Below are 13,468 nucleotides of genomic sequence, written 5' to 3'. Positions count from 1 at the left end.
AATATGACCTAAAGTGACCTAACGTGCATGCTTTGTTGAAAAGGATCGGCGTTACCGTGGCGGCCACCGCGATGGCATCCGTCGTACTGTTCGTACTGTTGGGCGCTCTGGGTAGGGATATGACCCCGCAATGGCGGGTCGGGCCGTTCACCGACCACATCGCGGTCGAATCCGCCGATACCGCGATACGCGCGACTGATCTGCACACCCCGCAGGAAGGCACCTATCAGACCAAGGAAACGCACATCACGGTGCCGCTTGCGGCCAACGTGACGGTAAACGCCATCGTCCGCGAGCCGATCGGCGCTCCCGACGGCCATCCGGCATGCCTGCTCATGCATGGTTCCGGCACCGGCAAATCCGCCGAGGCATATGGCGATATCGCCAACGCCATGGCTTCCGCCGGCATCACCACCCTGGTGCCCGACAAACGTCTTGACAACTATTCGGCGTTGCATCGCGACTATGTGTCCAGTGCGCACGACTATGCGCGATCATTGGAGACGCTCAGGCAATGGCCTGGCGTCGATCCGGCGAAAACCGGACTGTATGCGGAGTCGGAAGGCACATGGATCGCCACCGTGCTCACCCAGGAACATCAGGACATCGCATTCGCGATTCTCACCTCTTCCCCGGTGGTATCGGGCCGGCAGCAGATGACGCTCGCCGCCACCAGCTATCTGACCACCGCGGGCGCACCGGATGCCGTCAAGGGGATCATTCCAAGACTCACCAGTCTGAGCCTCAAATCCATCGGCCTGGAATACGCGGATTTCGATGCCGCTCAATACCGCACGTCGCTGACCATGCCACTGCTCATCAACTATGGCGTGCGAGACAGTGCCATGCCAATCGAGCAAGGTGCGAGATTGCTCATGCAGGCTGCGAACGAAACCGGCAACGATAACGTGACGCTGCGTTATTTCGATGCGAATCATCAGATGCGCACCGGTTCGAACGCAACCGTGCCGGGGCTGCCGTTGGAGGAGCATTACACGCATGATCTGGAGGATTGGATCAACGCCGTCGCAGCCGGCACGACGGCCGACGGCTGGGCCACGCCGATGATCGCCGGCGCGCAGCCCAATCAGCGGATTGCCGCACCGCTCAGCACCAAGCCCGCACTGATCAAGACATTGGACGTGCTCGTCGGCGGCATCGCATCATGCCTGTTGCTCGCGTTGGCTGCGATTGTCGGTGCGCTGATACTGCTGATCGTCGGCATGTCCCGCAGCCCGCAGGATTCCCGTCGTTTCGCCGGTCCGCTGCGCATGGCGTTGGCCGTCAACACCATACTCGCCGCTGGCATGACCGGCATATTCCTCGCCTACCTGTTTGCCGTGGTGCGGGATGCCATCACGCTCACCAATGATTCGACGTTGCTTGCCAGATACTGGCAGTACATAGTGATCGGCGCCATCGTAAGTCTGATTGCCTTCGCGTGGCTGCTGGTCGAATGCGTGTTCGCGGTTCGTGCGCGCCGCCGTCAGGAATCGGCTTGGACGTTGCACGCGCATCTCGCGGATACGCATGAGGATACGCATGATGGCCACCGCAATATGGCGGGAATCCGAAACGATCATGGAAAAGCAGGTGTCGGATTCGGCCATGTCGCGGTGGCCACGTGTGTGATGCTGTCGGCCGCGCTGTCGTTGGCGCTGCTGGCATTCTGGGGATTATTCGGCTGACTGCCGCATCATGCTCGACTGTCGTGAGGGTCGGCCGCGCCATCGGCGGACTCGGAGGCCTTGCGTTCGGCCTTGGCTTCCTGCACCAGTTTGACGATCGCCCATGCGAACGCGACGGCGATCAGTATCAGGCCCAGCCCGCCGATGGTGCCGACGACGAACAGTTGCGGATCGACTCCCCATAGATTCATCGGGGATTGCAAGCCCCATATCACCGTCACCACACCGATCAGCGCGATGCACACGCCCAGGGCGATGGTCGCGCCTGACGGACCTGAGGGGCGAATCACCAGATCGCCGTTCGATTTGGTGATGCTCACCGGCATTGCGGTCTGTCCCATGGGATGGCCGGCAGGTTCCATCGGCTGTTCGAACGTCGGCACGGTCGCCGCCGAATCCGGCGTGTCTTCCATGGTCGGCATCGTGGTCGTCTGCGCGTCGGTCGGCAATACCGTAGTCGGCTCATCTTCCGGTGCCGTGTCGTTCACCGGCATTACACGGGTATCATCGTCGGTCATTTCGTCTCTTTTCCATTGAAGGTCGGCAGCGTGTTCTGCGAAGCGTACTGTACGGTGACGCTGCCGCCGATGGTCACATGCGGGTTGATTGTCAGATCCGGTTTCGGGGCTTTGCTTTCCTCGGCCAGGCATGGCCAGTACCAATGCTGGGCGTAGACCTTGTTCAGGGCTTTGTCGGTATCGGCGTCCTTGAATGGGGAGTCGAACCGTTGACCGCTCGTGGCATCGGCGGAATCATCCGAATCGTCCGAATCCGTGGAATCGTCCGGATGCATGAACCGGCAACCTGTGTCGCGGTCCGTCGTATCAAAGGCCCGCTGCCCCGCCATGGCGTCGGACCGATAGTCCGAACCGAACGAGAGCGTACCGTCGATGGCGCCGCCGGCATCCATCATGTTGATTTCGGACGGTCCTCCGATGTGATCCAGAACGGAGTACTCGTCGTAATCCTCGTCCTCGTACCCGCCGAGGGTCCACCAGCATCCATCGGGAATGGTCACCACCACTTGGGCGCTCGATACGGTCATATTGATCGTTCCCGTCGGGCAGGTGCTGTCGCCCATGGTGCCGTCGTTGAGCCTGACCTTGTGCGAGCCATTGTTCTTGCCATACTGGCTCAGGTCGATGTGCAGTATGTCGCTGTCATAGTCGTTGCCGACGACGGCGATGCCGTTGCCGTATCGCTTCATCTGCGCGGCGGACGAGCCCATCACCTTGGTACCTGCAAGCGCGACGGTCTGGTAGGTGTCGTTCTGCTTGAACCTGTACCAGCAGATGGAATAGGTTCCGGTACATATCACCATGATGACGGCCATGGTCGCGGCGAGCCACGTCAGCGGATGCAGGCCGCCGGCACGCCGGCCCATGCTTCCAAGGATGATGATGATCACGCCCATCAGCAGGCAGAATCCACCGGCAACCAGCGTCGTCACCTGCAGCTTGTCCGCAATGATGTTCTGACTGGTCTTGGAACCGTCGAACGTGTCATACCAGTACAGTCCGGCGACCGCGAGCAGTGCGAGACCGAAGGTCATAAGCACCAGGAAGGGCCCGGCCGGCTTCCTGCGCCCGTATCGCGGCTGCGGTTCGATCGGGGCGGCTGGCGCGGTGAAAGTCGGCGGCACGTTGGCCGTGGCGAACGCGGCCGGACCGTTCATCGGCTGCTGCGACACATGGGCTTGCGGCGGGACGTCACCCGTACCGCCCGCAGGCCCCTGCCGATAGACGGAATCGTACGGCGGGACTCCCTGCTGTTGCGGCATGCCACGTTGATACCACGGCGAAACCGGCTTCGGTCCGTCCATTGTCGCCACGAACGGTGGGGCCTGCGGTGGCATCGGCCCGGCGGCACCCTGCGCGCCGAGAACGTAAGGATTGTGCGGTACCGGACCATACTGCGCCTGCTGCTGCCAAGCCGGCGCATAGGTCTGCCGATTTACTATCAGCCACAATATGAGTGCCGCCACCGCAAAGGCCACCCAGCCCGCCCCGGGCAGGCAGATGGCGATCGCCATGCACACGAACACGCCGATACAGCTCCAATCCCAGTGGCCTGCGATCAGTTCCTCGCACAGGATACGGTCGTCGGTCTCGTCCGGCAGCAGGAACCAGGCCATGCCGTAGAAGGCGGCGCCGCATCCGAAGAACAGCGAGGTGAGAATCACCAGCGCACGCACCAACGCCACATTCCAACCAAGACGACGGGCAAGCCCATCGCAGACACCGCCGACCCAACGGTCGCGCCCTCGCTTCAGCTGACTTTTTCGAATCCATGCGAAGAACCGGTTGGACGAGGAGGGTTGCGGCTGGCCTGCAGGCCGCTGCGGCGCGTTCCACTGGTTGCTTCGCGGATCATGGTGTACATTGCTCATGGTTCCATTACACCAACCCGCGACTGCCATACTTATCGGGGAACACCCTGAATCTGCCCTGAACACGAGATGAAAGCCCCGATTCGGCGTCCCCCACACGGCACAATGGAACCATGAAGTCCTATGGAGCACCGCGATATACGCAATATGAGTATGACTACGCCAGTTCGGTGTATGCCCGCTACTGCCTAGCCAATCGCGATCCGCACGAGTCCGCGCCGATCAGACCCGCCCGCATGCCATTGATGCGCCCGCAGTATGGACGCTGGTTCGCGGGCGTCTGCAAAGGCATCAGCATGCATCTCGGCGTGTCGGTCGGGCTGATTCGTCTGATCGCCATCGCCTCGACGTTTGCGTTCGGTTCAGGCGTCATCGCCTACGTCTTCCTATGGCTGACCGTTCCATTGGGCGACCCCGTGCAGCAGGCATACTGGCTGGCCGAACAGCAGCCAATCAGCCGGTCACCCCTCTCCCATGGCAACGCGCCATACGCAGGCATCGCGCGGCATACGACGCGCACGGTGACGGACGAATCGCAATTCGACGGCATGCAAACCGACGATGTCGACGATGTCGAGCACACGCGATCCTCCGGGGAAAGCCTGGAACATCTGCTGAAAAACGCACCGAAACCCGCGTTGATCGCATTGACCGGCCTGATGCTGCTCGCCGTCAGTTGCGCAATGCTGCTCAGCGGCATCGACCGTATGCTCATTCTTCCGCTACTGTTCGGAGCCATCGGCATCGGCGTATCCTGGCTGCGCTACAACGCGGAAGAAGGTCAATTGTGGACGATGCTTGGCGGCATCGCACTGATTTTCATCGGCTATGTGGTCTATATCTTCGGCCAGGTGCGCTACCTGCCCGGTTCAAGCCATCCGACATGGACATTCATCATCGCGGGTCTGGCACTGCTGGTCGGCGGGATGCTGGCGATCGTACCATGGATCGTCGCGCTGATTCGCAACCTCGGCACCGAACGCGCGTTGAAGGAACGTGAGGAGGAACGCGCCGACATGACGGCTCATCTGCATGATGGCGTATTGCAGACGTTGGCGTTGATCCAACTGCATGCCGACGACCAGCAGACCGTCTTCTCGTTGGCCCGTTCGCAGGAGCGTGAGCTGCGTGAATGGCTGTATCAGGAACGCACTACGTCAGATCGTTCCGTCAACGCCGGCTTGAAGGAGATCGCGGCGCAAGTGGAGGATACGCATGGCAAGCCGATCGAGGTGGTGACGGTAGGCGACGCACAGCCGAGCGCGCAGACCGACGCGCTGCTCGACGCCACGCAGCAGGCGCTCATCAACGCCGTGACCCACGGCGGAGAACCGATTTCCGTGTATTGCGAAGCGGGTGATGACATGGTCGAAGTGTTCGTACGTGACCACGGCGAAGGCTTTGACATCGCTACGATTCCCGCGAATCGTCTGGGCATCCGCGAGTCGATCATCGGACGTATCAAACGGCGTGGCGGTACAGTGGAGATTGTGTCGCGACCGAAATGGGGCACGGAGGTACGCATGCATATGCCGATCGTCGCCAGGCAATCCAAAGCCGGTGAACCCGACGCAAGCCAAATCAAGGAGCAGCAATGAACGAGCAGCAGGAGCATCCGATCCGCATCGCCGTGGTCGACGATCATGAGATGTTCCGCGCGGGCGTGATCGCCACATTACAACCGCACTTCAACATCGTCGGGCAGGCGCCGGATGTCGAGGGGTCAGTGGCGATGATCGCACAGACCAAGCCGGATGTGGTACTGCTTGACGTGCACGTGCCGGGCGGCGAAGGCGGTGGCGGCGCGGAAATTCTCACCCGGTCACGGGCCTACTCCCCCAATACCGTGTTTCTGGCGCTGTCGGTATCGGATTCGCCGCAGGACGTCGGTTCCGTAATCCGCGCAGGAGCGCAAGGTTACGTGACCAAGACGATTTCCGGCGACGACTTGATCTCATCCATCAAACAGGTGCACGAAGGGTATGCCGTGTTTTCGCCTAAGCTGGCGGGATTCGTGCTTTCCGCCTTTCAGAGTGCGCCTTCCGGCGGCATGGCGGCCGGTGGTGCGAACGGCCCGATTCACGACGATGAGCTGGACCGTCTGTCAAATCGCGAACAGGAGGTCATGCGCCTGATCGCACGCGGCTACACCTACAAGGAAGTGGCGGCCGAGCTGTTCATCTCCATCAAAACCGTGGAGACGCATGTCAGCTCCGTGCTGCGCAAGCTGCAGCTGTCGAATCGTACCGAGCTCACCCGTTGGGCCGCCGATCGTCGCATCGTCTGATCCGATCGTCCCGTTTCGACGCCCTGCCTGATTCCCGCCTGATTCCCGCCGGTGAGTGGTCCATTCCCGCAAAAACCACCTGATTCCCACAGAAACCGGTCGAAATCCATCACTAAACATCATAGATAAGACAGTTTTTACGGGAATGGACCACTTACCGGTGCAGATACGGCAGTATTCGTTGTGAATCGATCATTTCCGTTGGAATCAGCTGATTTTAACCGGAATCAGTTGGATTGCATCGAACCCAGCCGGGCAATCAACCCATTTCAGTCATTTTGCCGACCCATGCGTGGCGGAAAGCCGCACGTAACCGGAATGATGCATGGTAAAGCGCATACGATCCGCGACGTATACGTCGATGGCCCGCTCGAACGGCGTTCCTTCGGCGGTGAACGCGATTCTATGGATGCGCATCAGCGGCGTCTCCGGCTCGATTTCGAGCAACTCGTTCTCCTGAGCGTCGCCGACCACCGATTCCAGCGTCTCGTCCACGCTATACGGGCGAACGTCGTAGTCACGCTCGAACATCGTGTAGAACGGCGTGGTCAGATCGCGCGTCAGGAACATCGGAAACAGATATGCGGGCAGGTGCGAACGTTCCAAAGACAGCGGCTGGTCTTCGATATAGCGCAGACGGGTGATGTCGTAGACCATCGGATGCTCGCCGGGCAGTTTCAGCAACCGTATGTCGGAAGGCGAAGCCGGGGCGATCACGGCCTGTAACACCTTCGACGAGACCCGCATGCCTTGCCGTCTTGCAATGGTCGGCAACGATTCAACGGTATTGATGTTACGTTCCAGCCGACCGTCGGACACGACGATGCCACCTGCACGGCCGATCTTGCGGATGACCTCATGGGAGGCTTCCAGTACCGCCAGAGCCATACGCAGGTCGGAACGGCTGATGCCGAGTGATTGTGCGAGCGCCCGTTCCGAACCGAGTCTCTCCCCCGGCTGCAGTTCCCGGTCACGGATAAGGGCACGGATACGGTAGACCAGCTCACTCGTCGCCAGCCTTCCTTGGCCTGCGTCGATGCGATCTTCCATATCCGTGCCCTCCCTGCTGCATTTCCTTTCGTTTTACAGTTTCAATGTTTCGAGTGTCTTGGTGAATCCATCCATGAACCAGTCCACGTCGGATTCGCTGAACACCAGTGGCGGACGCAGCTTGAGAATATTGCCATATCGGCCGCACACCGATGTGAGGATGTGATTGTCACGTAGGGTTTCAAGAATATCGAGCGCCGCTTTCTGATCTGGCTCCTTGGTACCCGGCTTGACGATTTCGCAACCGATGTACAGACCGGCGCCGCGCACGTCGCCGATGCACGGATGAGACGGCATGAGCGAGGCGACGGCATCCTTGAATACCTTGCCCACCTTCTTGGCATTGCCCATGGTGTCTTCGTCACGCATCACGTCAAGCACGGCCTGGGCCGCGGCCATGCATACCGGATTGCCACCGAAGGTGTTGAAATACGGGATGGACCCGGCGAACGGTTCGAGCACTTCGTGCCGGGCCGCCATCAGCGAGGTCGGCAGACCGTTGGCCATCGGCTTGCCGGAGGTGACCAGATCCGGCACGATGCCCTGGCGCCCGAAGCCCCAGAAGGCGTCGCCGGTACGGGTGAAGCCGGGCTGCACCTCGTCGGCAATCCACACGCCGCCAAGCTCGTGCACGGTATCGATGACCGGCTTCAGGTAACCGACCGGATCCGGATACACACCGTCGGACGAGAAGATGGAGTCCGCGAGCAGTGCCGCGAACTTGATGCCATGACGTTCCATATCGGCCACGGCCTTGCGTACCTCACCCGCCATCCAGTTGCCGAATTCCTCGGCGGTGCATTCGGAGGCCGCTTTCCCGTCGATTTCGAGACGGTAGGTGTCGGGGGTGGGAATCATGCGCATTGTGAGGCCCAGGGTCTGTGCGGTACCGAGTGCCGGTGACAGCTTGGAAGTCAGGGCGGAGTTGCCATGGTAGGCCTCGTGCGTCACGATCACGCCTTCGCCGCCGGTGTAGGTCTGGGCCACTCGGATGGCCAGATCGTTGGCTTCGGAGCCGGTGCACTGGAACATGATGCGGTCAAGCTCGTCGGGCATGGTGGAAAGGATATCTTCCGCATAATGCAGGATGTTCTCGTGCAGGTAGCGGGTGTGGGTGTTGAGCATTGAGGCTTGCTTGGACAGCGCCTCGACCACGCGCGGATGGCAGTGGCCCACGGATGCCACATTGTTGTACACGTCGAGGTATTCCTCGCCGTCGGCATCCCACAGATGAGACCCGACGCCTTTCACCAGATGCACCGGATTGCGATAGAACAGGCGGTAAGCCGGTCCGAGTACGTCGCGTTCCTCGGTGAGCTTGCGCGTTGCCGGATCGAGTGCGTCCGCCATCTCCGGACGGAAGCTGTTGGTGTCCATGATGGTTGATCGAGTGGCCATGATTCCTTCTTTCGTTGGCTCTCCTTGGCATTACCCAAACGGTAACGCAGCTTTGTTGAGGGACTGATACAGTACGGAAACAAACCATTTCCGCCATTTTTTGCGTATTTGGTTGACCTTTTGCCGAGATTCGACTCCATGGAAAACGGCATGCCCGCATTGATGAATTCCACGCGATGCATGCCGTTATCCGATGAGGTGTTGCCGTTCAGTCCTCGGTCTTGTATTCGGCTTTGCCTCCGGATGCCGCGAACTCCTCTTCCGGGGAGAGCACCAGATGCTTGCGGCCGTAGACCGCGAAGAAGATGGTGGCGAGAATGTAGATGGCCACCATGGTGTAGACGGCTAGGCGGTAGTCAGGGTTGAGCAGCACCGCCACGAAGATGCAGAAGGCCAGCAGTCCCGCGATCACCGCGCCCGGTACGCCGAAGCGGCTGGTGAACGGCCTCTTGATGTCGGGCATGTTCCTCTTGAGCAACACGTAGGAGACCATCTGCAGCAGGTAAGCCAGCACGGCACCCCATACGGCGATGTTAAGTACCACCGAACCTGCGCCGGAACCGCCGTAGGCGATGATGAACAGCGCGGCAAAGCCGATGATGGCGCCGACGATCAGGCCCCAATACGGCGTTTTCTTCTTGCCGGTCAGCGACAGGAACGCCGGATAGTAGCCTGCGCGGGACAGCGAATACAGGTTGCGTCCGTAAGCGAACATGATGCCCTGGATGGAAGCGAGCAGGCCGATGAGCGCGAAGGCGGAGAGCACCGCGGCAAGATTGCCGGGCAAAATCGCACGATACCCGTCAAGTAGCGGCTCATCGGAACCGGCGAGCGCCTCGGATCCGACCACGGCCGGGTTGAGGAACACGATGATCAGTGCGGACAGACCTAGGGTGAAGATGCACAGGCGGGAGGACTTCGGAATGTTCCTTTCCGGTTCGCGCACCTCTTCGGCGGCCAACGGGAGCTGTTCGATGCCGAGGAACAGCCACATGGCGAACGGCATGGCGTAGAAGATGGCGCCCGGTCCGAACGGCAGGAATGCGGAGTTGCCGTCCGTCGGCGTGATGTTGAGCAGTGTGGAGAAGTCGGCCTTGCCCGTTACGAACGCGCCGATGCCGAACAGCGCTACGATGGCGAGCGCCGCAATCGACACGACTTCGGCGAAGCGGAATGAGGTTTCGGCGCCGAGCCAGTTGACTACCACGAAGATGACATACAGGCCGAGCCACCAGATCCAGCGCAAACCGTGGTCGTCAAGCGAGTAGCCGGTCAGGTCGGACAGGATCGCGTCGGCGTATGCCGAAGAGAAGTAGACGATGGTGGCGGCGGTCATCACGTATTCCACGGTTTCCGCAAGCCCGGTGAAGAAGCCGCCCCATGGCCCCATGGCCGCTCGGGCGAATGAGTATGCGCCGCCGGTGTGTGGCATGGCGGAGGCCATTTCACTGATGGAATTGAGCATGAGTACGTACATGAGGTATACCACGAGGGCGGCCACGAGCATGCCACCCCAGCCGGCCTGCGCTATGCCGCCGTTCCATCCGGAGAAGTCGCCGGAAACGACTGCCGCGATGCCGATGGCCCATAGGCCGAATGCTCCCGCGGTCCGCTTGAGTTGACGTTTTTTGAAATAGTCCTTGTCGGTTTCCACATAGGTCACGCTGCCTATGGAGCTTCCCGAAACGGTTGATGCCGTCATTGCAATCGCCTTCCTCTCTTACTGTTCGGCGAGTTATGCCATTGATTTCCTCGTTCAGTTGTGGTTGTTGGATTCGGTTGGATATTCAGTTATCAAATTCCTGGAACGCGTTGCCGTTCAGTGCAACAGCCATAGCGGATCGTCAAGGTACCGCTTGGCGCACATCACGCTGCCGGGGGCTTGTTGAGCCGCCAGGCCGTCAGGCAGTGCGTCCTCACGATGGTTGGTGGTCCAGCCGAGCATTTGCAGGCGGCGGATCATCGACAGTGCCGACATGATGTGCAGTTCGTCGTCGGTGAATGTTCCGGCGACCGCCTGATAGCCTTTCACCCATGCCTTGGCGAGGTCGGGCGCGTAGGATTCATGTTCGATGAAGCTCAAGGAGGATGCATAGTCGTAGAGGTACCAGCTGTAGCCGGCGTCGTCGAAATCGATGACCGTCAGTCTGCCATCGTCGCCGCGGATTACGTTCGAGGGACGTAGGTCGGCGTGGATCAGTCCCCAGGTGTCGTTGGTCCGCGGCACTTTCATCACCACGTCCATGGCCTTCCATAGGGCGGTGTCGCACAATGCCCTCTCGTCATCGGTGAGATTCGCACTTTCCCAGCGTCCCCAACGCGGGGCCGGACCGACCATGTTCGACAGGTCCCAGTTGAAACGGGTGAAGCCGTATGGCTTATTCCAGTTACGGGATTGTTCGTGGAACTTCGCCGCCCACTGGCCGATGGTCTCGTAGTAAGGTGCGGGATTGTCGAGATCCTCCAGCACGGTGCCTCCCACGTATTTGGTCGAGATGACCGTCCAGCCGATTCCGTTGAGGTCGTTGATTTTCGTCACGAACGTGCCGCGTACGGTGGGTACCGGATTGATCAGGCTGATGCCATCGATGTCATGCAACGCGTTGAGCCAACTGATTTCCGAGGCGACGGCCTCCGGTCCGCCCACGTAGCCGGGCTGTGAGACGCGCACCACGCCTTGCGGCTCGCCGTCAAGCAACAGCAGGAACGTTGCGTTTTCGGAGACGGTGATGAGATTGAGCTGGGCGCGGGAATGGTCGATGCCCCATGCGCCGCATACTCCCTGAAACAACCAGAATGGTGCCGGACACCCTTTGGTCAGCCCACTGAACGTGTCGAGGCTGACGGTCTGTGTCGGGTCGTCGAGCAGGCTGGTAATCTGCTGTGCCATAGTGACCTCGATTCATGACGCTTCGGAAAAACAACCAACGATAAGGTCTCTTATCGAAAAACCTTTGATTCACGTTGTTATTACCCAAGATTGTGCCGGAATCGACCGTCACACTCACCACCGCACTGTTACGTGCCAGTAAAGAAAAGCCCTCTGAAAATTAATGGCTCGTTACCACGGGACTCGACATGGATGAGAGTCACTAACGGTGTGGATTGACTATTTGCCTTGCCGGTGAAGGCTCCGTCCCCTACGCCGGATGATGAAACTTATGCATTGGCATCGTCTTGTCGGATTCGTCGTTGATGTTCCATATGGACAGGCCAATGCTCTTCCCCACGACGTTGCAGGCCAAACACACTTGCCTTGGCAGGCTCACCAACCCATACGGGTCCTCCCGTATGCGTCCACCTCCGGTTAGAAGAAGACGCCTTCCGGAACGATATCCATCAGCATGAGCGCAAAGCGAACGACAACGAGCCCGAAGAAGATGATGACGGCAGGACGGTTACGCATAATCAGGGCGATATATTCGCGGAAGAACGCCGCCGGATAGAAAAAGGCCGCCGTGTGTCCGCCTACGCAGCTTGCGTTGATGCCAAGACGTCGTGCGAACATCGCGGCGCGCAGGCAGTGGTAGGAGCTCGTGGCAATGGTGCAATGTGCGGCTCCACCGCGGGCATCCATGATGGCATGCGAGAACTTCAGATTCTCTTCGGTCGTTGAGGACTTGTCTTCCAAGAGAATGCTGCTTTCCGGTACGCCCTGCGAAAGCAGGTAGTTGGCCATGGCACGGCTTTCGGAAATCACCTCGTCATGGCCCTGACCGCCGGACGTGATGATTGTTGCGCGACGTCCGCCTTGCTCCCAAGCCGCGATCGCCGCATCCAGGCGCCCCCGCAGCAGCGGCGTGACCGTGCCGTCGTCGAGAATGCTACAACCCAGCACAATGATGTATTCGGTTTCAGGAGCCTTGCCGGACTTATAGCAGATGTCGTTCGAGAACCAGACACCAAAGAGCGCGATAGGAATGTAGTTCACCATCATGCTCACGAAGGTCATAACGCGGACGTAAAACTCCGAGCCCGACATGCCCTGCCCCGGCCCCCAAAGGAACCAGTAACCGGAAAAGAGCAACATGATACCCCAAGCGAAGGGAAGCGCACTGGTAAGGGAGAAACCTTCGCGCCGCACCCCGATGATGCCGTTGACCAACAGGGCGAATCCCAGAATTACGAAGAGAACCGGACGAATGTATGCGAGGACGTAAGCTACGCCCATCAGCCAAGGAGATGCCCCCATGTGAGCTGCCATCAGACCAAGGAGGCTTTCGAGAAGAAGAATGACGGCCAGCTCCAGAATAAATCCGTTCGAAATGCGGTTGGGGTGTTTTTTGGCCAGAAAAAAGGTGGCAATGCAGAGCATGACGCCCAAGATGCAGTAGCCAAGACTCAGCATTGTCATGTCATCCTTCCGAGGGGGAGGCAAAGTTGCGGAATTCATTGTATACAGCGATTGTGACGAACGCCGGAATCTCGTCGATTCCACAACAGGACCCGATATACCCAAGCTTTGGCGGAAGACCGAAAGAAGGAGGGGTAATGAATCCCGTCGGCGTGACCGACAGCGCCACGCTGGCCACGCCGACGGTATAGGAGTTGTTCGCATTACCCCATAACCGCTTCCATCAGCGGCGCAGCAGCACAGTCTCATTTACGGTACGTTCCGGTTGGGGTTCCAATGTGACGACAATTTCATCCGCAAAC

The 13,468-nt window shown here is 59.7% G+C and carries 10 protein-coding genes; 3 read left to right on the top strand and 7 right to left on the bottom strand.

Annotated elements, in window-relative coordinates; all coding sequences use genetic code 11:
* Positions 1-32 precede the first annotated feature (32 nt).
* Positions 33-1,688 carry an alpha/beta hydrolase family protein gene (locus HMPREF1494_RS01660; RefSeq protein WP_034519199.1) on the top strand — a complete coding sequence of 552 codons (1,656 nt, stop codon included), beginning with the start codon at positions 33-35 and terminating at the stop codon, positions 1,686-1,688.
* 8 nt (positions 1,689-1,696) lie between these two features.
* Here HMPREF1494_RS01660 and HMPREF1494_RS01655 read toward each other — a convergent pair whose 3' ends face one another.
* Both HMPREF1494_RS01655 and HMPREF1494_RS01650 read right to left on the bottom strand, forming a co-directional pair.
* Positions 1,697-2,206, bottom strand: a complete 510-nt coding sequence (locus HMPREF1494_RS01655; protein WP_003837264.1) for a hypothetical protein — start codon at positions 2,204-2,206, stop codon at positions 1,697-1,699.
* Positions 2,203-4,077, bottom strand: coding sequence for a PspC domain-containing protein (locus tag HMPREF1494_RS01650; RefSeq protein WP_034518785.1), 1,875 nt, complete (start codon positions 4,075-4,077; stop codon positions 2,203-2,205). The genes HMPREF1494_RS01655 and HMPREF1494_RS01650 overlap by 4 nt, the downstream gene beginning before the upstream one ends.
* Before the next feature lie 113 nt (positions 4,078-4,190).
* Between HMPREF1494_RS01650 and HMPREF1494_RS01645 the strand changes: the two genes are divergently transcribed.
* Together HMPREF1494_RS01645 and HMPREF1494_RS01640 are read left to right on the top strand one after the other, a co-directional pair.
* Complete coding sequence (locus HMPREF1494_RS01645; RefSeq protein ID WP_034518783.1) at positions 4,191-5,675, top strand: ATP-binding protein; 1,485 nt, start codon at positions 4,191-4,193, stop codon at positions 5,673-5,675.
* A complete protein-coding gene (locus HMPREF1494_RS01640; RefSeq protein ID WP_034518781.1) occupies positions 5,672-6,364 on the top strand; it encodes a LuxR C-terminal-related transcriptional regulator in 693 nt (230 codons plus the stop codon). The genes HMPREF1494_RS01645 and HMPREF1494_RS01640 overlap by 4 nt, the downstream gene beginning before the upstream one ends.
* Positions 6,365-6,637: 273 nt before the next feature.
* On the opposite strand, the gene HMPREF1494_RS01635 is transcribed toward HMPREF1494_RS01640, so the two are convergent.
* The 5 genes from HMPREF1494_RS01635 to HMPREF1494_RS01615 form a co-directional block, all read right to left on the bottom strand.
* Positions 6,638-7,414, bottom strand: a complete 777-nt coding sequence (locus tag HMPREF1494_RS01635) for a GntR family transcriptional regulator (protein WP_012901894.1) — start codon at positions 7,412-7,414, stop codon at positions 6,638-6,640.
* A gap of 33 nt (positions 7,415-7,447) precedes the next feature.
* Positions 7,448-8,812, bottom strand: a complete 1,365-nt coding sequence (locus tag HMPREF1494_RS01630; protein WP_012901893.1) for an aspartate aminotransferase family protein — start codon at positions 8,810-8,812, stop codon at positions 7,448-7,450.
* A 208-nt stretch (positions 8,813-9,020) separates the two neighbouring features.
* A complete protein-coding gene (locus HMPREF1494_RS01625; RefSeq protein ID WP_034518778.1) occupies positions 9,021-10,514 on the bottom strand; it encodes an amino acid permease in 1,494 nt (497 codons plus the stop codon).
* 117 nt (positions 10,515-10,631) lie between these two features.
* Entirely contained in the window at positions 10,632-11,702 is a 1,071-nt protein-coding gene (locus HMPREF1494_RS01620; protein ID WP_034518774.1) for a phosphotransferase enzyme family protein, read from the bottom strand.
* Between the two features lie 417 nt (positions 11,703-12,119).
* Positions 12,120-13,166, bottom strand: coding sequence for a YdcF family protein (locus HMPREF1494_RS01615; RefSeq protein ID WP_003837272.1), 1,047 nt, complete (start codon positions 13,164-13,166; stop codon positions 12,120-12,122).
* Between the last annotated feature and the right edge of the window lie 302 nt (positions 13,167-13,468).

This window comes from Bifidobacterium sp. MSTE12, assembly GCF_000513015.1.
GTDB lineage: Bacteria > Actinomycetota > Actinomycetes > Actinomycetales > Bifidobacteriaceae > Bifidobacterium > Bifidobacterium dentium.
Note: the sequence above shows the minus strand (reverse complement) of the source record. Positions and strands in the feature narration are given on the sequence as shown.